Here is a 19467-nt window from a genome sequence, read left to right as displayed (position 1 = left end):
CTTGCTGAGATTAACCATTAACAGGCGTGTTTACGATGCGAAAATTAAAGGTGGGTGTAGTTGGTTTAGGTTCTATTGCACAAAAAGCGTATTTACCTATTTTAACTAAAGAGGAAAACTGGGAGCTGTTTGGTGCTTTTTCTCCGAATCAATCAAAGGCAAAATTGGTGTGTGATAGTTATCGAATACCCCTGTTTAGCAGTATTAACGCACTAGCACAGCAATGTGATGCTATTTTTGTTCACAGTGCGACCAAAAGCCATTTTGAGGTAATCAAGCTGCTATTAGAGGCTGACGTTCATGTCTATGTTGATAAGCCATTGACTGAGTTAATTGAACAATCGGAGCAATTAATTCAGTTAGCCGCGCGACGTCAAAAAATGTTAATGGTTGGATTTAACCGCCGTTTCTCGCCGTTTTATTTGGCAATTAAACAAAATATTAAAAATATAGCGTCTATTCGTATGGATAAACACCGTATGGATAGCGTAGGGCCGAATGACTTCAGGTTTACGTTATTAGATGATTATTTGCATGTCATTGATACTGTAATGTGGATTGCACAAAGTAACACAAAATTAATCAGTGGTAGCATTCACAAAACAAATACTGATGAATTGTTTTATGCCGAGCACCATATGCAAGCGGGCCAATGTTGGCTAACAACATCGATGCATCGCAAAGCCGGAAGCCAACAAGAGCAACTTATTGTCATTGCTGAGGACAGTATTCATCAAATAACCAATATGAACCATTGGTGGAGTGAAAATGCTGTTGGGATCAGCGAGAAAAAGCCGGCTAATTGGGACTCCATTTTGGTTCAACGCGGTTTTGATGGTGCAATTCGACATTTTATTGATTCTGTTTCAAATCAAACTCAACCTTTGGTCGGTGGAGAAGAGGGCTTGAAGGCTCAAAGAATGGTTGAAAAAATGATCTCTACAGTGGATAAAGTCAGCGGTTAATTATCTTATTTTGTAAAAGTAATTATCGATTTTATTAAACGGTAAAATTTTAGTATCTCATTACTTTATAGGAACACGGGATGATACCTTTCCAAGATAGCTCTGATGTATTATTTGTTGCAGGGTTTGGGCCGATAGTGACAGATTACAAAAAAAGTCATTCTTTTTATCTTGAGTTGTTAAAGTTACCTTTGAAACCAATAGAAGAAGGAAGCCAATATTTAACTTGTGAGCAAGAAAGGTTAGAAGGCGTTAAACATTTTGCACTTTGGCCTATAGAGCAAGCAGCCCAATCATGTTTTAGTCAAAATGAGTGGCCTGAAAATATACTCACTCCGCAAAGTTGGATGGAGTTTGAGGTTTCAGACATCGAAAAGATTACGGATATTTGCCTGAAGGAAGGCTATGTCTTATTAGTTAATAACCGCATGGAGCCTTGGGGGCAAACCGTAACAAGGTTATTAAGCCCAGAAGGCATGTTAATTGGTTTAACTGTGACGCCATGGCTAAGAGAATAACCTGCCTTTATTTGTAGTTAGAGATCTCATTTATCTTTGTGGATAAGAGACATTTATTAGTAATTGTTTATAATTTTGTTGTAGAACTTCATTTTAACTATTTTAGGAGGGGTTATGTATAAAACGATTCTGGTCCCTATTGATTTAACAGAAGATGAATTAACCAGTAAAGCCGTTCGTCATGCTGTTAATCTTGCAAAGCAATCTAGTGCTAAAATTCATCTTATTCATGTTTTGCCAATTTCTTCGGCAATTATTAATGCGTATGCTTTAGGTTACATGGAAATAAAAGACCGTGCGACGGTGAAAGCGGAAGAAGACATGAAAATGTTAATGGATTCAATTGATTTACCTCATGATGACGTTAGTTATACTATAACGTTTGGTTCTCCACGAGATGAAGTGATTAATACAGCAAAAGACATTAATGCCGATATTATTGTCATTGGCTCTCGTCGCCCAAATATTACAACTCATCTTTTAGGGTCAACAGCGGCGGGTATAGTACGTTACGCTGAAACATCAGTGCTGGTTGTACGTTAATAATTAGAGAAGAGCCTGCTCATTGGGTAGGTTCTTTTTTATTTCATTATTTGTATTGCCAATTCAATCAGTTTTAGCACTCAAGTTAATTGATCTTACTTATAACAAGGTGAATTTGAGTCAGTATGGAAAAGTTTTCACAAGAATTACTGCGTGTTGAACACTTTGTTCTGAGAGTTTTGCGTTTTTATTTACTCGGGCTTTTGATTTTTTTTCTTGGGTTATTACCCGGTATAATCGGTTTTTATTTTATTGAAGGCCATTCAGCTGTTGAGTCAATGCTTAATGCATTGTCTATGTTGAGTGGGCAAGCTATTGAGCCAGCTCCTATTACAAGGGGAGGCCGTTTCTTTATTGCTATTTATGGTTTATTTTTACAAAGTGTTTTTATTATCAGTATTGGATTAATTGTAACTCCTTTTATTCATCGTATTTTGCATAAATGGCATTTAGAAGAATGATTTTTTGTTGTAATAGTAAGGGGCTTCACAGCTTTTTTAGTGTAGTAAGACTATACTTCTAAAGACTAAAAAGGAAAATATTCACCCGCTACGCCTAATAATCAAGTTGTAAAAATACGCAACAATACAACTTGAATAAAAACGTCAACATAATTAATAAGGGGCATCATATGTATCAAACAATTTTGGTTCCCGTGGATATATCTGAAGATGTACTAACAGATAACGCATTAAAACATGCTATTTATTTAGCAAAAATTTCAGATGCGAAAATTCACTTATTTCACTCAGTTCCAGATGTTTCAAGATTTTCAATGAGTTACAGTTATCATTATGATTTACTGTCTTCATTTGCTAAAAAAGCACTTGAGCGCTCTGAAGAGCAGCTAAAAGAAATTATTGAAAAGATTGATTATCCATCAGATAAAATCTCTTATAAGGTGGAATTTGGTTCACCAAGAGATAAAGTTTTATCAGAAGCTGAGGCTATTGATGCTGACCTTATTGTTATCGGCTCACGCAATCCAAGTATTTCAACCCATTTATTAGGTTCAAATGCTTCAGGGATTGTTTCCTATGCGAAGATCTCGGTTCTCGTAGTTCGGTAAATAAAATAGCCTGCTCAGCAGGCTATTTTTTTGTCTATTAAAAGCGAACAATTCTAGGGTGTTTTTACCGCTTCTTTGGCTTGCTCAATTGCTTTAAGTGCTTGGCTACAAGCTTGCTCTTGTGCATCATCAGGGTAGCTAGCAAGAGCTTTTTTCGCTTCCTCTAATTGTGACTTCATTAATGCAATTTGTTCACCTGCATTGGCTTCATCTTTATATTGTTCTTCAGCTTGCTTAACAAGATCATTCATTTCTTTGAAGTAAGTATCACAGGTTGCACCTGCATTTGCATTAAATGCAGTGAAAGCCATTAAAAGGCTAAACGCAATTGGAATAGTTTTTTTCATCGTATTTTCGCTTTTAAAATTCATAATATCATCAGAATAACATTCCATATTCAAAAACGCACCACTCGAACACGTGAATGTTTTTAACTGATAAACTTTTTCTGCATATTGAGAATATTCCTGTTAGTCACTGTCAGAAATAGCATAATTTGCAAAATACAAATGATAATCATTCTTGACTATGAATGATATAAAAGTGTACATTCAAGTACACTTTAATTAATAATGACAACAGAGATGACTGTGATGAGTAAAAATATGATAAAAACAGAAAATTGGCCAATCTGTGAGATGAATGCATTTCCATCAACTATGGATGAAACGCGTTTATGGTTAGAGGAAATGGATATGTTATTGGCGAGAAGAAATGAATTTGTATTGATATATCCTCCAGTGGTTAAAAAAGAAAAACCATCATCAGAAGATATGCAAAGTATGAAATATGTGCGTCGTTGGTTGAAAGATGCAAAAAAAGCAATGGAACAGCATTGTCGCGCTTTAGTTGTTACGCTACAACCTGATGGCCGAGATAAAGAGGAGATGGAACGCATGGCTCCCATGTTGTCTGCGTTGTATGGTCCCCAAGTTTTAATCGCAACGGATGCAATGGCTGCAAAAGAACAAGCCCAATCAGTTTTAGCTTAGTCGATTGTGGTTTTACTGATTTTACGGATATAACTGGCGATGATATCGACGGACATAGCAATTTGCTGTTGAATAAATTCATCGCTGGGCTTGAAATCGGCAACACAAAAAGTGGTGATAAACACATCCGCTTTTAGCATTTCTAGGTAGCGTGAAGAAATGCTTAATAATGTTGTTTCATTCACTTTAACATCAGGAAGTAAAGCCAACTTCTGTGTTAACAAGCGATAGCTTTTTACAGGGCCTTGCTCAAAAAATGCATGGGTTATTTCAGGGAAACGGTTGTATTCGCCTAAAATTAACCGGTATAACCCGATGGATTCAGGTTTAAGAACATTCAATAAAAATCGAGAACCATAAAAAGAAAGTATGGACTCAATCGTATTTAGTGGGGGTGTTTTTTCGTCAGGTTCTTGAAAAATATCATCAATCATAGATGCAATAACAGCGGCAAATAACCCTTCCTTATCACCAAAATTTTTATATAAAGTCGTTCGAGAGCCTCCTGCACGTTCAATAATCATATCCAGAGTTGCACCTTCAAACCCATATTGCAAAAAAATTTCAGTTGCGGCAGTGATCAAAGCCTGATGACGACGTCGGCCTTTTGGGGTTTTAGCTGTAAGCGTGCTATTCATGAATGGCTAATCCTACTATTTGTCTTCAAATAAGAAAATAACATAACAAATTTTACCAAATAGTTTAAATCACGTTACCTCAATCACAGATTTACCTGAAAGAGATCATCATTTAAGCTGATATTTGTCTTTATGATATTTATAAAGATTAACATGTTTAGGGTGATATCTGAATGGTTGTCACAATATTGGGGGCAAGATGGCAGAGCATGCATTGAATGAACAAAAAATAGACCAAAATGATCCTGTTGATCAGCAACGTGAGGTAACTCGGCTATGTATTGAGTGTGGCTTATTGTTATTGCAACATGGCGCTGAAAGTATGCTCGTTGAACAATTGACAACTCGTTTGGGCATTGCACTTGGAGCAAATCAAGTTGATAGTGCAATTTCATCTAACTCATTAGTTTTAACCACCATAATTGATGGCCGCTGCCTAACGTCAACACGGCGTATTATTGACCGTGGTATTAATATGCATGTTGTCACCGAAGTTCAGCATGCGGTCATTCTCGTCGAACATCATTTACTAGACCGAAAACAATTACACAAGAAATTATCATCGATTAAACCGTTACGATATCCTCGATGGTTAATGGTTTTGATGGTGGCTTTATCTTGTGCTTGTTTCAGCAAGTTGAATGGAGGGGGATGGGAAAGTGCGTTAATTACATTTTTAGCCAGTGGCTGTGCAATGTATGTGCGACAAGTGTTAACTTCTCATCAAATGAACCCATTGATTAATTTTTGTATCACTGCGTTTGTTGCGACAACGGTCTCTGGATTATTACTGAAAATACCGTATTTGGCCGTCACTGAAACGATTTCTATGGCTGCCAGCGTATTGCTTTTAGTTCCGGGCTTCCCATTAATTAATGCAGTCGCTGATATGTTTAAAGGGCATGTTAATACAGGTTTAGCGCGTTGGACAATGGCGAGTCTCCTTACTTTGGCTACCTGTATTGGGGTTGTATTAGCAATGACAATCTGGGGTTTAAAAGAATGGGCATAGAATTTCTGTTCTCCTTATGTGAGAAAATGCTACTAGCAGCTATACCAGCAGTTGGGTTTGCTATGGTGTTTAATGTGCCTGTTAGAGCATTGAAATATTGTGCTTTATTAGGTGCTATTGGCTATGGTTTTAGAATGATATTGATGACATTAGGGCTGCAAATTGAGTGGGCAAGTTTTCTCGCGGCAATTTTAATCGGTATTATCGGTATTCAGTGGTCGCGCTGGTGGTTAGCTCATCCTAAAGTGTTTACTGTTGCTGCCGTGATCCCAATGTTTCCAGGTATTAGTGCTTATATTGCAATGATTTCAGTCGTTAAAATATCGCAATTTGGCTATGACCCTGAATTAGTTGAGGTCCTAGTGACTAATTTCTTAAAAGCCTCTTTCATTGTTGGAGCCTTGTCTATTGGTATTTCTTTACCTGGTTTATGGTTATATCGCAAAAGACCAAGTGTGTAATTTTTAAGGGATGGCTTACTGGTATTCTTGCTATATCTGCAAGCCATACTTTGCTCTTTTACTAATAAGAGTTAGATATTCTATTAAAGCTGCATAAATTCTGATGTGGGTGTTAACCATGAAATTGAGTCATCGCTGATATCATTAATGCTACTATTTGATTAGAATATGTGATATTTCTTCTTATGCATTAATGTGTTAGAGGAAAAACTAACGCATTCATTTCAATTCTTCGCATATATTCTTATTAGTGGTGTTATTTTGAAACAATTTAGCTTGTCCAAATATTATCAATTCGTTTTTTCGATTCTATTATTTGTTTTTTCTGCTTTTTCATTTTCTGCACCGAGTTCATTTACTGAAGCCAAAGCACTGAGTAAAACTCAGGTTTATGCAGATCAAAATCACCAAGGTGAGGGAACAATATACTGTGGGTGCCAGTGGGAATGGGTAGGAAAAAGCGGAGGAAAAGTCGATTTAGCCTCTTGCGGCTATCAAGTACGTAAACAACAAAACCGGGCCGAACGTATTGAATGGGAGCATATTGTTCCGGCATGGGTATTTGGTCATCAAAGACAATGTTGGCAACAAGGTGGGCGAAAAAACTGTGTGTCTAGTGACCCTATTTTTGGTCAAATGGAAGCCGATCTGCATAATTTAGCGCCTTCTATTGGTGAGGTGAATGGTGATAGAAGTAATTTTAGTTTTGGGCAATTACCCGCTAATACGCCATATCCATACGGAATGTGTCGTAGTCGAGTAGATTTTAAACAAAAAGTCTTTGAACCAAGAAATGAGGCTAAAGGGCAAGTAGCCCGAGTATATTTCTATATGCATGACCGCTATAACTTATCTATGTCACGTCAACAACAACAGTTATTGATGGCTTGGGATAATAAATATCCTCCAACCCCTTGGGAAATCCAGCGTGATAATCGAGTCGCTAAGGTGATGGGCCATCATAACCCATTTGTGACAGGGGAGAAAAAATGGAGTTTAAATCATAAAAATAGCGCAGAGGGTGTTAATATTTCACCAGTCTCACCTTTAAATCAGCCTCAAGTAATAAAAAATAAACCTATTGTACCAAATACGGTTGAAATTAAAGGTAATCGTAATTCTAAAAAATATCACTTTTCATATTGTGCTAGCTTCAATACCATCGCGGATAAAAATGCCGTCATCTTCACTGACGAACAATCGGCTAAAGCCGCAGGTTTTGAGTTAGCTGGAAATTGTAAAATACGCTAATTATACGTTAAAACCGCAATAGTTAACTAACTGATTATTGTGGTTTTATTTTTTGTTTTTACGTGTGATAACGAAAGATTTTAATAAACGCCCAAAATTTTGTTAGAAAAATGTTGCTTTATCAAAAAAAATGACGCTATATTTAAAGCAGATGAAAACTGCAATAAAAACATGGACTCATTGAGTCACTAAAAATATTGCTGCTTGTCATATTACTGTCATATAGATTCATTAGTTTAAAAGTATCGCTGTTACAGGAGAAACTAATGGGAAATAAGTGTCTATACACGCGAGTACAAAGCCGGTTACCACTCCATCATGAAATTTCCATGGTGAGATTGGTAACCGGTTTTTTTATTAGCTGAGTTATTATTGCATGGAGTTACAGCCACATAATAGATATTTGATATTAACTTTGAGCTTGAAGGGAGCTCACCTCTGTTTTGAATAGTCCGTCATTTGAATTGACATCACTGATACCTGGAAGGGTTAATACTATGAGTAGACAGAAAGCTGCAACAAAGGCACGTCGTGAAATGAAACGTTCATCACGAAAAGATCGCTCAGGTCGTTTTGATATCAATAACGTCGCATCATTTGCTGAATTTACTGGCATTGAAGCTATCGGTATGGCAAAAGAACGTCGTGATGAATCCCCTATATTGCCCAGAAATGAAGCTCAAAAACTCTATATTAATTCCATTAAACATAAGCAATTAATTTTTGCTAATGGCGAAGCGGGATGTGGTAAAACCTATATCAGCACTGCACTTGCAGCTGATGCGTTAATTCATAAAGATATCAATAAGATTATTGTGACAAGGCCCGTTCTTCAAGCGGAGGAAGATCTCGGTTTTTTACCGGGTGATATGTCAGAAAAATTTGCGCCTTACTTTCGTCCTGTTTATGACGTATTGGTGAAAAGGCTCGGCGCATCCTTTTTACAATATTGTTTGCGTCCCGAAATTGCTAAAGTGGAAATCGCGCCATTTGCTTATATGCGAGGTCGAACATTTGAAAATGCTGTTGTGATATTAGATGAAGCTCAAAATGTCACTGTCACGCAAATGAAAATGTTTTTAACTCGGCTTGGCGAAAATGTGACGGTGATTGTCAATGGTGATGTGACCCAGTGTGATTTGCCAGAAGGTGTGTCCTCTGGGTTAGCCGATGCATTACAACGTTTTAGCACGGATGAAACGGTTTCGATGGTGAATTTTACTATTGAGGACTGTGTGAGATCACAATTGTGCCATAAAGCCTTATTGGCTTATAACCGTTAATTAGTCTTGTTATTAATGATATGCCCCACGATTTGTTCGCGGGGCATAGGTTAAATCTTTATAGAGGCCATTGATTAGTGGTAGAGCATTTCATGTACGATTTGCTCATCTGTGAGGGTATATGGGTAATAGGTTGGCCAATTTTCTAGTTGGCTTAATAATTTTTCCTGAGATTCGTTTCCCATATATAGGTGGAAGTGCCCCGAGGCCTGTGGCTCAATAATATGGTCACTAAATTGGATAAATTTGGGCGCTTTTGAATTAGCATCTTTGCATTCAAACAAGTAACGGACGCCTTTTTTCCCTGAAGTGTAATGAAGAATTTTGTAACCGGCGTAGTCATATTTACAGCTGCTTACGGCACCGTTTTGGGTAAATTCAATGACATCATTTTCAATTCCAATGCTGTCAACATCGGTGGCATAGCCTTTTTTATAATACTCACGATACTCTTCAACTGTTTTGTCTTTATTTTTCTTCGCTTTACTTTCTAAAACTTCATCGAGCTTTCCATTTAATAGTAATGGATTAACAGATTCCCAGATGCCTTGCCAATCGCTAAGAGACCTATCTTTGACGTCAGTATCTTCAAAAATCCCTTTTGAAGCTTGGAGTGCCTTCTCTGATTGTGGATGAGAGTGACTATGTGAGCCATGAGCAGCAGCTGTATAGCTAGTGAGAGCTAATGCGACATAAAGACTGGTTTTTAAAATTGCCATTTTGTACACAGTGGTTTTCCTATTTTTGAAGTGAATATAACGACCATAAAAACCATTATGTTATAACATAACACTTGTAAGCATGAAAAGTATTTTAGCAAGTTTATTGATGAGGAACGTAATGACTAAAAACTTGATGAAGGCAGATAGGAGTAGGATATGAGCTCGCTTAGTAGAGTTTATAACCAATAAGCGAGCTAACTATTTGAACTGAAATTAATCGTCAGGGTTGTCCATCACAGCATGGCGTTCATGGTGATAACCTTCCTCATCATAGCCATATCGCCAGTAAGGAATTGCATAGATATCATCACGACCAAAACCTTTTTCACGACGAATATAGCGACGCAAATCACGAATAATTTGGTCTTCACCCGCAATCCAAAAAGCGCAATCATTGCTTGGAATGTCCCAAGACTTAAACGTGCTAATTAATTCAGCTGTTTTGGTGATATCACCACAGATCCAAATTACGTCAACATGTTCAGGTTTTTTCAGCTCTCGCACGTCTTTTGGGTTATCTAACCGTAGTACGACTTTACCTTGGGCATTTGCTGGCATTTTTTCCAATAATGCGGCAATAGCGGGTAGAGAACTTGAATCACCGGCCATGAAGTAATGTTGTCTGGCAGGCAATAATGGATCTGGGCCACCTGGATTGGTAATTCCCATCCAATTTCCCGGTTTTGCATCACGCGCAAATAGGTATGCAGGGCCAGTTGCACCATCATGCATAGCAAATTCAATATCTATCTCGCTAACTTCAGGGCGGATGGCTCTGACGGTATAGGTACGAACAAATGGACGAGGTTTGTTTTCTGGCCAGCTACGGCCTTCTTTACTTAGGATAGGGAGTGCCGGCTGGCTGATTAAATCAGGGGCTAAAAATATTTTCAGGTGCCCACCTTCACAATCTGTTGGGTATGTATCGAGTCTTTCACCGGTGAAAGTAATGCTGCGAATAGATGGGCTGATATCGGTAATAGATTTGACTTGAATGAGCTGTGGTGGAGCCGGGCGGTAGATGTTTTTTTCAACGGGTTGTTCAGTGGCCACGGACGATCTCCTTTATTAATGATAATTTTATTATATGGTAATTATTATCATTATCATGAATAACTTTGTAAGTTGCAACCGCTAGTGAGTGATTGGAAGAGGATATTTATAAAGCGAGGTTTTCAACAGTAGGGAGGCAATTTACAGTGATGAATTGTTGATTTTAATAAAAATGCCGTATGATTTTTAGCATACGGCATATCGAAAGGTAAATTACTTCACTTTCATTCCGGCGGCGGTCATCATCAATTTAAACACGGAAGAGAAGGCAAATAGTGCCAATACACTTCCGAACCAGATAATGGCCATCCAACCGAGTTTTTTCCACCAAGGGGAGGCTGCCACGTTATCAGTGGTAACCTTGTTCTGGGGTAATTTTTCCTCTGAAGACATAGTAACTCCAATAGGTATAAACCAAAATAACAGGAATAATGAATAACGCACCGACTAACATAAAGCCTAAACTTTCGGCTGGGCCAGCGGCATCACGGAAACTGACTGCGGGTGGAATGAGCGTTGGCCAGATACTGATACCTAGGCCAGTAAACCCAAGGAAAATCAACATTAAAGCAGCTAAGAATGGCACGCTATCGAATCGTTGGCGCTTAGCACTTTTTAGGATCAACCAAGTACAGGCTAATACCAGTAACGGAACAGGTAAAAAGAAAAACAGGTTTGGCAGGGAGAACCAACGCTCAAAGACTGCCTCATTTAACATTGGGGTCCAGAGACTGATCACCGCAATTACTGCTAACATCAGTAATGTTAATGGCCGCAGAACACGATACATCGTGCTACGTAAATGGCCCTCAGTTTTCATGATCAACCACCCACAAGCTAATAGCGCGTAAGCAACAACGAGGCCAAATCCACAAAATAGAGGGAAAGGCGCGAACCAATCGAAATAACCCCCCATGTAAACACGGTTTTCCACGTGGAAGCCTTGGATAAAGGCGCCAACGACCACACCTTGAACAAAGGTGGCAAAAATTGAACCCCAAATAAAGGCGTGATCCCAATGGCGGCGGTGTGATTCATCCGCTCTAAAACGAAACTCAAAGGCAACACCACGGAAAATCAAGGCCAGTAACATGAAAGTTAATGGAATTGACAGTGCATCAAGGACAATTGCATAAGCGAGAGGAAATGCGCCGAATAGAGCGGCTCCACCTAAAACCAACCAAGTTTCATTGCCATCCCAGACAGGGGCAACGCTGTTCATCATCAGATCACGGTCTTGGCTGTCTTTTAGCGCAGGGTAAAGGATCCCAATGCCTAAATCGAACCCATCCATAACGATATACATCAACATACTAAATACGATGATGACAAACCAAATGAGAGGTAAATCAATGCCCATGAGCTGCGTCCTCCGCGATACCTTTACGAATTAATTTCATCATGTACATATAGCCAATCCCGAAAACACCGCCATAAACGACAAAAAAGGCGATTAAACTGATGCTCATGTGCATTTCACCATGTGCACTGACCGCATCAGAGGTTCGTTGTAGCCCATAAACGACCCATGGCTGGCGACCAATTTCTGTTGTAAACCAACCAGCAAGGATGGCTATCAGCCCAGAAGGTGCCATTAAAAACATAAAACGTAAGAATGTTTTCGACTCATAAAGGTTTTTACGGTAGCGAAGCCATAAACCCCAGACTCCAGCCGCTATCATTAATAAGCCGAGCCCGACCATTACGCGGAATGACCAAAACACCATAAACACGTTAGGCCTATCTTCTGGGGCATATTCTTTTAGCGCGGGGACTTGTTTATCAATACTGTGTGTTAAAATCAGGCTTGCTAAATAAGGAATTTCGATAGCGAATTCTGTTTTTTCCTTTTCTTGGTTTGGAATACCGAACAAGATTAGCGGGGTGGCTTCTCCGGGTTTGTTTTCCCAGTGACCTTCCATTGCTGCCACTTTAACCGGTTGATGTTTAAGCGTGTTTAGGCCGTGAGCATCCCCGATTAAAGCTTGAACAGGGGCTAAGACTAAAATCAACCACAGGGACATGGAAAACATTTTTTTCATGGCACTGGACTTGTTGCCTTTGAGCAAGTGCCAAGCGGCGGAAGCCCCAATAAAAAATGCTGCAGCAAGGAAAGCTGCTGTAGTCATATGCAGTAACCGATAAGGGAAAGAGGGATTGAAAATAACGGCAAACCAATCAACGGGAACAATGCGCCCATCAATAATTTCAAAGCCTTGTGGTGTTTGCATAAAGCTGTTGGAGGCCAAAATCCAGAATGTGGAAATAATCGTTCCTAGCGCAACCATACAAGTGGCGAAGAAATGCAATTTTTCACCTACACGGTTCATCCCAAACAACATAACACCGAGGAAACCAGCTTCTAAGAAGAAGGCTGTAAGAACCTCATAAGTGAGTAATGGCCCTGTAATACCCCCCGCAAAATCTGAGAAAAAGCTCCAGTTAGTGCCGAATTGGTATGCCATAACCAAGCCAGAAACAACACCCATTCCGAAATTAACCGCAAAAACTTTCGACCAAAAATGGAACAGTTTTATATAGTCTTCATCACGAGTTTTAAGCCATAAACCTTGTAGCACCGCAAGGTAACTTGCGAGTCCAATAGTAATGGCAGGAAAAATAATATGAAACGAGACCGTAAACGCAAATTGTATACGGGCAAGTTCCAGCGCAGTTAGTCCAAACATATTGACCCCTGAGTGGATATGTTAATGACACGCAACATTCAACGTTTTGATGAGAGCAATTGAGGCGCTAATCCCTAGCAAAAGGAGTTGCTCACACCTGAGTGCAAAATAATCGCCATCCAACGAAAAATGTTTTGTGCTTATAGTTAAAAAAAAGTCAGGTGAATGTGTGGATAAGTAGAACATGAGACGATAAACTATAATAGTAACAATTATTGAGATATTAACTATAACAGTCGAGGCGGCTATGACGAGATATGAACAATTAGCAGCACAAATTCGTCAGCAAATTGAAGACAATATCTGGCAAGTGGGTGACAGATTACCTTCTTTGAGGGAAAGTGTTAAACAGTCGGGTTTAAGTTTAATGACTGTTGTGCAAGCATATCAGTTGCTTGAAAGCCAAGGATGGGTCGTTGCTCGCCCGCAATCAGGATATTACGTGGCAAATCGCAATAACGCATTTGCTGCCGCAAAAGGAGGTAAAGGGCTACATTTGAATGAAAATGTAGAGATTAACGCCTCTATTTTTGGGGTCTTACAAGCTTGTAAGGACCCGAATATTATCCCATTTGGCTCCGCATTTCCAGAGCCTGCTTTATTAGATGACCCAAAACTCGCGAAATCACTCGCGTCTGTCGCTAGGCGCTTATCTAAATTTAATACACCAGCTAATTTGCCTCCTGGTAATGAACAGCTGCGTCGAAACATTGCTCAGCGTTATGCAACTCAAGGGATCCATGTTGCTCCCGATGAAATCGTGATTACAGCCGGAGCAATGGAATCTTTAGTTCTGAGTTTACAATCAGTCACTCAGCCTGGGGACTGGGTCGTTATCGAATCACCTGCATTCTATGGTTCACTTCAGGCAATTGAGCGGTTAAAACTCAAGGCAATTGCTATTAAAACAGACCCACTATTTGGTATTGATCTTGACGCGTTAGAGGATATTGCAAGCAAATATCCAATTAAAGCCTGTTGGCTGATGACACATTATCAAAATCCATTAGGCGGTACGATGCCGCAAACGAACAAAAAACGACTGGTCGATATCCTGAATAAGCAGCAAATTGCATTAATTGAGGATGATGTCTATGGGGAACTTTATTTTGGTAACAAACAGCCAATACCCGCAAAGGCACTAGATACTAAAGGAAATTTCTTTCATTGTTCTTCGTTTTCGAAATGTTTAGCGCCGGGGTATCGTGTGGGGTGGGTTGCCGCGGGTCAACACGCGACAAAAATTCAACATTTACAAATGATGAGCACCGTTTCTGCCAGCGTTCCCACACAATTAGCTATTGCTGAATACTTATCATTAGGGGGATATGACAACCACCTTCGTAAACTGCGTTTAACGATGGAACAACGTCAGCACCAAATGTTGAGTGCAATAGCAAAATACATGCCTCAGTCAGTAAAAGTTAATACACCAAAAGGTGGGTATTTTTTATGGCTAGAATTTGAACCGCCATTTAATGCTATTCGTTTGTATCAACTCGCATTAAAAGAGGGGATCAGCATTGCACCGGGAAGTATGTTTTCCACCAGTGATCAGTTTAATCATGCATTTCGTCTTAATGCATCGTTTACATGGAGTGAGAGGGTGGAAGAAGCAATGAAAACTTTAGGCCGTTTATGTCACTTTTTAATCAATGAGAGGCGTGATTAGTCACATTATCATTGTTAATTCATTGCCTTGAAAGATTAACTTTGCCAATCTAAGTATAAATCTAAATGTGTTAGCAGCAATAGATGGGAGGTAATGTGAAAATAAAATGTTTTGACATAATGGAGTTACCTATCCTGGATTGGCATGATGGTGCGGGGGCCAGCCAAGAAGTATTTTGCTGGCCTGTTGCATCGGACTATTCACTACGCGCAAGCATTGCGACCATTGGACAAGAGAGCTATTTAAAACGCTATGCGGAAGGAGAAAGGTTGGCAGTATTGTTGAATGACCAGCCGCTTCTGTTAACCGATACCAAAGTATTTGAGTGTCGACTAGAGCACGCAGGTGATCATGTCCAATTTTCAGCTCAGCAATTTTGTGCAGTAAAAGTCCCAAAGCCATCAGTTAAGTTAATGAATTTCATTTTTCGAGATGACAGGTGGGCGGCTAAAAACTATTTCATCACTGAAGAGTGTAAATTACCAGTTAACCAAGCAGGGTTAGTCTATGTGCTCAATGGCAAATGGGAAATTTCAGGCGCAAATTGCCATCTTATGGCGCAAGGACAAGGAGGCTGGTGGCTACCTGATATCGGTGAAGGGGTGATAAAACCACTTAGCACCGATAGCAAGTTAATTTGGATTGAATTATTGCCTCGCTAACTAGTAGCTAAACCAATAGCAGCCAGTGTTAGCATACCGCCGGCAACACCCTCGGTTATACGGCGTTTTTTATCATTATAAGCTCGCTTATTATGCATGGATGCAAATAATGCACCTATTACACCGTAAATCACGACACACGAAAGTATAAAAGAGGCTGAGAGTATCAAGGACTGAACGGCTACACTTTCTGTCAGTTTAATAAAATTCGGTAAAATAGCGAAATACACAAGTAACCCTTTAGGGTTAAGAAAGCTAGTTAGAAATGCTTTAGCGATTACTGCCTTTGTTGATACAGTTTGAATCTTTAAGTCTCCCGCTTTCATCGCAGATAACACCATGCGGATAGCAAGATAAGTGACATAAGCCACGCCAACCCATTTAATGGTATGAAAAATCATGGGGGAAGCTGCAACAATCGCAGCTAAACCAAGTGCAGCCAGAATCGCATGCGCCACATAGCCCAGTATAATACCGAAATTAGCTTTTAAGGCAGCAGAGGTGCCTCCTGATAATCCTTGTGCGGAAATAAAAAGAATATCTGGGCCTGGTGTGCAGACTAAAGGGACTACAGTTGCGCTAAATAAGAGTAAGGTCTGTAACTCCATTTCAATTCCTCATTATTGTTTATTGTTATTTCACGCAACTGGCCAGTAGCGATAAAATTATAGCGATAATCCAGTGATATTGGATTTTTTTATTGCTTTAAAATAAACAATAATTAGTATTTAATATCATTAATTAATATTAGATTGGAGTTCAGTTTCAATGAAGGAAAATAGACTAAAATTGGATGCTATTGATAGGCGCATCTTACAGGTTTTACAAAGAGATGGAAAAATTCAGAATATTGAATTAGCTAAAGAAGTGGGGCTTTCCCCGTCACCTTGCCTGCGTCGTGTGAAATTGCTTGAAGAAGCAGGGGTTATCAAACGTTATGTGGCCGTGTTGGATGGCAGTAAAATTGGAGCTGGTCTTTCTTTATTTGCACGTATTTGGTTTAAAACACAAGATGCCAAGACCATCAACCAATTTGTTGAGGACATTAAACTAATGCCTGAAGTCGTTGAATGTCATCTAATGGCAGGTGAATGTGATGCTTTGATCCGTATTGTAACGCAAGACTTAGCCTCTTATCGTCGATTTCATGCAGACCATTTAACGCAAATTAGCAGCATTCAGAGTATTAAGACGGAGGTGCCAATGGAAACGGTTAAGGTGACTTATGCTTTACCACTTTGACGATAATGACCAATCGAGTGATAGTGACGAGTTGGGAGTGCCTAACGATGAATTATAATTATATCTTTAACTATGATAAAAAGATAAATAATAACTATGCTGTATTTATTAGAGAGGTTTATAAAAAAAATTAAATATGATAAATATGAATAGCTGAACATTTTTTGAATTTTAATTTTACAAATTGAAATATTATTTCCTCTCTTTTAATGTTGAACGGTTAGTTTAATATTATTTTAGAATGCTATTAAATGAGGTATTTGAATTTTATATGGCGATTTTTAAAGAGATAATTCTCATATAATGAGAACACGATTAAGTAATAACCTAGCCATAACGACAGCGATAGCTAATTATTTGATATATAAATAATGAAAGGAAAGTTTTTTTGATCCTGCGCAACACCATATTACGTCACTTACCTATACTGATATTAATTAAAAATCAAAACAATATAATGCGAATATTTCTTATTTAAAATTTTTCAATTTAATCGGTAATGATGTGAGTGTTTATAAGCATATTTTAAAATGTTATTAGTATTTTAATGACAGTTTATTAATTGATTGTTTACGTTCTAAACCTAATTGAAGACTCACTGAATAATAGGAACTGTTTGCTCATAAATTGAAGGGAAATTTATGATCTATCCTATTACTGATAGAACAATATCGACAGTAAATAATCAAAAATTTAAGCGCTACGCTATTCGCTATTTGGATATCGAACAGCAAACACAGCAGGCAATCATAGAATATGGCCTTAATTTTGAAGCCCCTTTTGCACAGCAACATGAAATTGAGAAACTCAAACTAAGTATAAAGAATCATGGCGCAACTTTTGCCAATAATGGGAAGAGTATACATTGTAATTGGCTCTCGAGTGCTTGCGTGCAATGTCGTACAGGGGAAGGGAGCCACACAACATTTTTGTCATTAAAATGTCACCGCGATTGTTACTTTTGTTTTAATCCAAACCAAGAAAATTATCAGGGTTATCAACAGGAAATGCGTGATGCGATTGGGGAAGTTGATGCAATTGCCGAGCAAAGTTACCCACTAACTCATATTGCGCTAACAGGCGGGGAGCCTCTACTTTTTCGCCAAGAAAGTATCGAATTTTTCCAAACCGTCCAACAAAAACTACCTCAGGTTCATAGCCGTTTATATACCGCTGGTGACCCATTAGACCGTAACACTGCATTAGCTTTAGCGAAGGCAGGTCTACAAGAAATCCGTTTTAGTATCAAAATTGATGATTCAAAAGAACGCATCACCAAAGTTTTGCACCGCATCGCATTAGCGCGTGAAATTTTTCCAGCGGTTATGGTGGAAATGCCGGTGATCCCCGGTACAGAACAGCAAATGTATCAGTTATTAACTCAGCTTGATGATATTGGTATTGATGGTATCAATTTATTAGAGTTTTGTTTCCCACTAACAAATAGTGAAGCGTATCAAGCCCGAGGCTTCGAACTTAAAAATCCACCTTATGAGGTGTATTACAACTATTGGTATGCTGGTGGATTGGCGGTTGCACAGAGTGAATTAGCTTGCCTTCGAGTGCTTAATTTTGCACTAGAAAATAAATTATCGCTTGGGGTGCATTATTGCTCTTTAGAAAATAAACATACGGGGCAAGTGTACCAAAGTAATGCTTTTTTCGAACACAATGAAAAAGTATTAGGAAAACATTACTTCTTCTCTTCTCAAGATTATTTTTTTAAAAGCGCCAAGGTTTTTGGTGATGATTGTGAAAAAGTGGCGGCTTTACTGAAACACACAGGCGTTTCTTATTATCAAGATTTGTTACATGGGTTTTTGCAATTTAACCCTGAAGCAATTTACTTATTAACCCCACTAGCCAAACTACCTATTGCGTTGACCTCTCACATTGTTGAGCCCGATGAACAGGGCAATCCTTTAATTAAAGAAGTGCGAATTGAACTCACTACACCCGCTGAATTTTTACTGACTGACCTGTAGGGATACATTTATGACCAATGACGACCAAATTTTAGATTTTCTGTATGCGCGTCAATTTGCTTATGACGTATTGCGGCGTTTGTTTATGGAAGAACCAACGCCAGAGTTATTAAGTTATTTGAGAGACTCAGGGTTGTTGTTGTTTCCCTGTGATGAAGCATTACCCGCGATGAGTAATGCAATAAATGACATGCATAAAGACTTAAACAATAGGCAGCTAAAAGCCAATACTGAGGATTTTGAAAACTTGCATTGGGATTTTACTCGCTTATTTATTGGCCCAGAAGCCCCGCCAGCAGCGCCATGGGAGTCAACTTATGTTTCCCGTGACAAACTGTTATTTCAAGAAAGTACCTCAGCAGTGAAATCCTTTTATGAACAGTATGGCGTTCATTTACCGGAAGGGGATAGGGAAGCCGCTGACCATATTGGTTATGAGTTAGATTTTATGTGGCATTTAAGCCTGCGTATTACTGAACTTATTGATAGCGAAAATGAAACCGTTGATTGGGTTAAAGTAAACGCGTTGTTGCTCGGGTCTGCCACATTTTTAAATACCCATTTATTGGCGTTTATTACGCCATTTTGCCGCTCAATGCATAACCATGCAGACACATTATTCTATCGCCAATTAAGTTCATTAGTTGAGCTTTTCTTACGTAATGATATTAAAAAAATCAATGAGTTAGTTAATTTATAATAATAAACAAAA

At 38.8% G+C, this 19467-nt stretch carries 23 protein-coding genes; 15 read left to right on the top strand and 8 right to left on the bottom strand.

The annotated features are described in order from the left end of the window. The first annotated feature begins 35 nt into the window (after positions 1–35). From PSF09_RS00360 to PSF09_RS00340, 5 genes are all read left to right on the top strand, one after another. Positions 36–965, top strand: a complete 930-nt coding sequence (locus tag PSF09_RS00360) for a Gfo/Idh/MocA family protein (protein ID WP_272683321.1) — start codon at positions 36–38, stop codon at positions 963–965. 80 nt (positions 966–1045) lie between these two features. Then, positions 1046–1483, top strand: a complete 438-nt coding sequence (locus tag PSF09_RS00355; RefSeq protein WP_210838932.1) for a glyoxalase — start codon at positions 1046–1048, stop codon at positions 1481–1483. Positions 1484–1597: 114 nt separating this feature from the next. Further along, positions 1598–2026, top strand: coding sequence for a universal stress protein (locus PSF09_RS00350; protein ID WP_004910510.1), 429 nt, complete (start codon positions 1598–1600; stop codon positions 2024–2026). A 125-nt stretch (positions 2027–2151) separates the two neighbouring features. Next, positions 2152–2487, top strand: a complete 336-nt coding sequence (locus PSF09_RS00345) for a hypothetical protein (protein ID WP_004910512.1) — start codon at positions 2152–2154, stop codon at positions 2485–2487. A gap of 170 nt (positions 2488–2657) precedes the next feature. Further along, positions 2658–3095, top strand: coding sequence for a universal stress protein (locus PSF09_RS00340; RefSeq protein WP_004910514.1), 438 nt, complete (start codon positions 2658–2660; stop codon positions 3093–3095). Positions 3096–3148: 53 nt separating this feature from the next. Here PSF09_RS00340 and PSF09_RS00335 read toward each other — a convergent pair whose 3' ends face one another. Next, entirely contained in the window at positions 3149–3442 is a 294-nt protein-coding gene (locus PSF09_RS00335; RefSeq protein ID WP_210838948.1) for a DUF5339 family protein, read from the bottom strand. A gap of 246 nt (positions 3443–3688) precedes the next feature. Here PSF09_RS00335 and PSF09_RS00330 point away from each other — a divergent pair, with 246 nt between their 5' ends. Continuing rightward, entirely contained in the window at positions 3689–4087 is a 399-nt protein-coding gene (locus tag PSF09_RS00330; protein WP_336298608.1) for a hypothetical protein, read from the top strand. On the opposite strand, the gene PSF09_RS00325 is transcribed toward PSF09_RS00330, so the two are convergent. After that, positions 4084–4725, bottom strand: coding sequence for a TetR/AcrR family transcriptional regulator (locus tag PSF09_RS00325; protein WP_210838930.1), 642 nt, complete (start codon positions 4723–4725; stop codon positions 4084–4086). The genes PSF09_RS00330 and PSF09_RS00325 overlap by 4 nt on opposite strands. A 199-nt stretch (positions 4726–4924) precedes the next feature. Here PSF09_RS00325 and PSF09_RS00320 point away from each other — a divergent pair, with 199 nt between their 5' ends. The 4 genes from PSF09_RS00320 to phoH all read left to right on the top strand — a co-directional run bounded on the left by PSF09_RS00320 (position 4925) and on the right by phoH (position 8732). Continuing rightward, the gene (locus PSF09_RS00320; RefSeq protein ID WP_004910522.1) at positions 4925–5737 is read left to right on the top strand and encodes a threonine/serine ThrE exporter family protein; all 813 of its coding nucleotides are present in this window, start codon (positions 4925–4927) and stop codon (positions 5735–5737) included. Then, positions 5728–6198, top strand: coding sequence for a threonine/serine exporter (locus PSF09_RS00315; RefSeq protein WP_004910523.1), 471 nt, complete (start codon positions 5728–5730; stop codon positions 6196–6198). The genes PSF09_RS00320 and PSF09_RS00315 overlap by 10 nt, the downstream gene beginning before the upstream one ends. A gap of 276 nt (positions 6199–6474) precedes the next feature. After that, positions 6475–7449, top strand: a complete 975-nt coding sequence (locus PSF09_RS00310) for an endonuclease (protein ID WP_371031847.1) — start codon at positions 6475–6477, stop codon at positions 7447–7449. Between the two features lie 497 nt (positions 7450–7946). After that, on the top strand, positions 7947–8732 hold the full coding sequence (gene phoH / locus PSF09_RS00305; RefSeq protein WP_210838926.1) for a phosphate starvation-inducible protein PhoH: 786 nt from the start codon (positions 7947–7949) through the stop codon (positions 8730–8732). 74 nt (positions 8733–8806) lie between these two features. Here phoH and zinT read toward each other — a convergent pair whose 3' ends face one another. The 5 genes from zinT to PSF09_RS00280 all read right to left on the bottom strand — a co-directional run bounded on the left by zinT (position 8807) and on the right by PSF09_RS00280 (position 13194). After that, a complete protein-coding gene (gene zinT / locus PSF09_RS00300) occupies positions 8807–9451 on the bottom strand; it encodes a metal-binding protein ZinT (RefSeq protein ID WP_210838943.1) in 645 nt (214 codons plus the stop codon). A gap of 216 nt (positions 9452–9667) precedes the next feature. Continuing rightward, positions 9668–10507 carry a siderophore-interacting protein gene (locus tag PSF09_RS00295; RefSeq protein WP_210838925.1) on the bottom strand — a complete coding sequence of 280 codons (840 nt, stop codon included), beginning with the start codon at positions 10505–10507 and terminating at the stop codon, positions 9668–9670. Between the two features lie 213 nt (positions 10508–10720). Continuing rightward, positions 10721–10900 (bottom strand): DUF2474 domain-containing protein, encoded by a 180-nt coding sequence (locus tag PSF09_RS00290; protein ID WP_051128883.1) that lies wholly within the window; start codon positions 10898–10900, stop codon positions 10721–10723. Further along, complete coding sequence (gene cydB / locus PSF09_RS00285) at positions 10857–11867, bottom strand: cytochrome d ubiquinol oxidase subunit II (RefSeq protein ID WP_272683320.1); 1011 nt, start codon at positions 11865–11867, stop codon at positions 10857–10859. Before cydB ends, PSF09_RS00290 begins: the two co-directional genes overlap by 44 nt. Beyond that, positions 11857–13194 carry a cytochrome ubiquinol oxidase subunit I gene (locus PSF09_RS00280; protein ID WP_004910539.1) on the bottom strand — a complete coding sequence of 446 codons (1338 nt, stop codon included), beginning with the start codon at positions 13192–13194 and terminating at the stop codon, positions 11857–11859. The genes cydB and PSF09_RS00280 overlap by 11 nt, the downstream gene beginning before the upstream one ends. Before the next feature lie 247 nt (positions 13195–13441). Between PSF09_RS00280 and PSF09_RS00275 the strand changes: the two genes are divergently transcribed. Further along, entirely contained in the window at positions 13442–14866 is a 1425-nt protein-coding gene (locus tag PSF09_RS00275; RefSeq protein ID WP_004910542.1) for an aminotransferase-like domain-containing protein, read from the top strand. A gap of 119 nt (positions 14867–14985) precedes the next feature. After that, on the top strand, positions 14986–15528 hold the full coding sequence (locus PSF09_RS00270; protein ID WP_210838941.1) for a HutD family protein: 543 nt from the start codon (positions 14986–14988) through the stop codon (positions 15526–15528). Here PSF09_RS00270 and PSF09_RS00265 read toward each other — a convergent pair. Then, positions 15525–16136: a LysE family translocator gene (locus PSF09_RS00265; RefSeq protein WP_272665030.1), complete on the bottom strand. Its 612-nt coding sequence runs from the start codon at positions 16134–16136 to the stop codon at positions 15525–15527. The two genes, PSF09_RS00270 and PSF09_RS00265, sit on opposite strands and share 4 nt — an antisense overlap. A 160-nt stretch (positions 16137–16296) precedes the next feature. Here PSF09_RS00265 and PSF09_RS00260 point away from each other — a divergent pair, with 160 nt between their 5' ends. From PSF09_RS00260 to PSF09_RS00250, 3 genes are all read left to right on the top strand, one after another. Then, positions 16297–16770: an Lrp/AsnC family transcriptional regulator gene (locus tag PSF09_RS00260; RefSeq protein ID WP_210838918.1), complete on the top strand. Its 474-nt coding sequence runs from the start codon at positions 16297–16299 to the stop codon at positions 16768–16770. 641 nt (positions 16771–17411) lie between these two features. Further along, positions 17412–18755: a radical SAM protein gene (locus PSF09_RS00255; RefSeq protein ID WP_272665029.1), complete on the top strand. Its 1344-nt coding sequence runs from the start codon at positions 17412–17414 to the stop codon at positions 18753–18755. Positions 18756–18765: 10 nt separating this feature from the next. Beyond that, the gene (locus PSF09_RS00250; protein WP_272665028.1) at positions 18766–19455 is read left to right on the top strand and encodes a TorD/DmsD family molecular chaperone; all 690 of its coding nucleotides are present in this window, start codon (positions 18766–18768) and stop codon (positions 19453–19455) included. The last annotated feature ends 12 nt before the right edge of the window (positions 19456–19467 follow it).

Source organism: Providencia sp. PROV141 (assembly GCF_028481645.1).
GTDB classification, from domain to species: domain Bacteria; phylum Pseudomonadota; class Gammaproteobacteria; order Enterobacterales; family Enterobacteriaceae; genus Providencia; species Providencia rettgeri.
This window is presented reverse-complemented; position numbering and strand designations above follow the sequence as displayed.

Excerpts from the sequence above, each read along its gene's own strand:
- PSF09_RS00260 (WP_210838918.1), top strand. The coding sequence starts at position 16,297 with ATGAAGGAAAATAGACTAAAATTGGATGCTATTGATAGGCGCATCTTA.
- PSF09_RS00290 (WP_051128883.1), bottom strand. The coding sequence starts at position 10,900 with ATGTCTTCAGAGGAAAAATTACCCCAGAACAAGGTTACCACTGATAAC.
- PSF09_RS00255 (WP_272665029.1), top strand. The coding sequence starts at position 17,412 with ATGATCTATCCTATTACTGATAGAACAATATCGACAGTAAATAATCAA.
- PSF09_RS00315 (WP_004910523.1), top strand. The coding sequence starts at position 5,728 with ATGGGCATAGAATTTCTGTTCTCCTTATGTGAGAAAATGCTACTAGCA.
- PSF09_RS00270 (WP_210838941.1), top strand. The coding sequence starts at position 14,986 with ATGGAGTTACCTATCCTGGATTGGCATGATGGTGCGGGGGCCAGCCAA.
- PSF09_RS00250 (WP_272665028.1), top strand. The coding sequence starts at position 18,766 with ATGACCAATGACGACCAAATTTTAGATTTTCTGTATGCGCGTCAATTT.
- PSF09_RS00275 (WP_004910542.1), top strand. The coding sequence starts at position 13,442 with ATGACGAGATATGAACAATTAGCAGCACAAATTCGTCAGCAAATTGAA.
- PSF09_RS00350 (WP_004910510.1), top strand. The coding sequence starts at position 1,598 with ATGTATAAAACGATTCTGGTCCCTATTGATTTAACAGAAGATGAATTA.
- zinT (WP_210838943.1), bottom strand. The coding sequence starts at position 9,451 with ATGGCAATTTTAAAAACCAGTCTTTATGTCGCATTAGCTCTCACTAGC.
- PSF09_RS00325 (WP_210838930.1), bottom strand. The coding sequence starts at position 4,725 with ATGAATAGCACGCTTACAGCTAAAACCCCAAAAGGCCGACGTCGTCAT.
- PSF09_RS00340 (WP_004910514.1), top strand. The coding sequence starts at position 2,658 with ATGTATCAAACAATTTTGGTTCCCGTGGATATATCTGAAGATGTACTA.
- PSF09_RS00280 (WP_004910539.1), bottom strand. The coding sequence starts at position 13,194 with ATGTTTGGACTAACTGCGCTGGAACTTGCCCGTATACAATTTGCGTTT.
- PSF09_RS00265 (WP_272665030.1), bottom strand. The coding sequence starts at position 16,136 with ATGGAGTTACAGACCTTACTCTTATTTAGCGCAACTGTAGTCCCTTTA.
- PSF09_RS00330 (WP_336298608.1), top strand. The coding sequence starts at position 3,689 with ATGAGTAAAAATATGATAAAAACAGAAAATTGGCCAATCTGTGAGATG.
- PSF09_RS00345 (WP_004910512.1), top strand. The coding sequence starts at position 2,152 with ATGGAAAAGTTTTCACAAGAATTACTGCGTGTTGAACACTTTGTTCTG.
- cydB (WP_272683320.1), bottom strand. The coding sequence starts at position 11,867 with ATGGGCATTGATTTACCTCTCATTTGGTTTGTCATCATCGTATTTAGT.
- PSF09_RS00335 (WP_210838948.1), bottom strand. The coding sequence starts at position 3,442 with ATGAAAAAAACTATTCCAATTGCGTTTAGCCTTTTAATGGCTTTCACT.
- PSF09_RS00360 (WP_272683321.1), top strand. The coding sequence starts at position 36 with ATGCGAAAATTAAAGGTGGGTGTAGTTGGTTTAGGTTCTATTGCACAA.
- PSF09_RS00320 (WP_004910522.1), top strand. The coding sequence starts at position 4,925 with ATGGCAGAGCATGCATTGAATGAACAAAAAATAGACCAAAATGATCCT.
- phoH (WP_210838926.1), top strand. The coding sequence starts at position 7,947 with ATGAGTAGACAGAAAGCTGCAACAAAGGCACGTCGTGAAATGAAACGT.
- PSF09_RS00355 (WP_210838932.1), top strand. The coding sequence starts at position 1,046 with ATGATACCTTTCCAAGATAGCTCTGATGTATTATTTGTTGCAGGGTTT.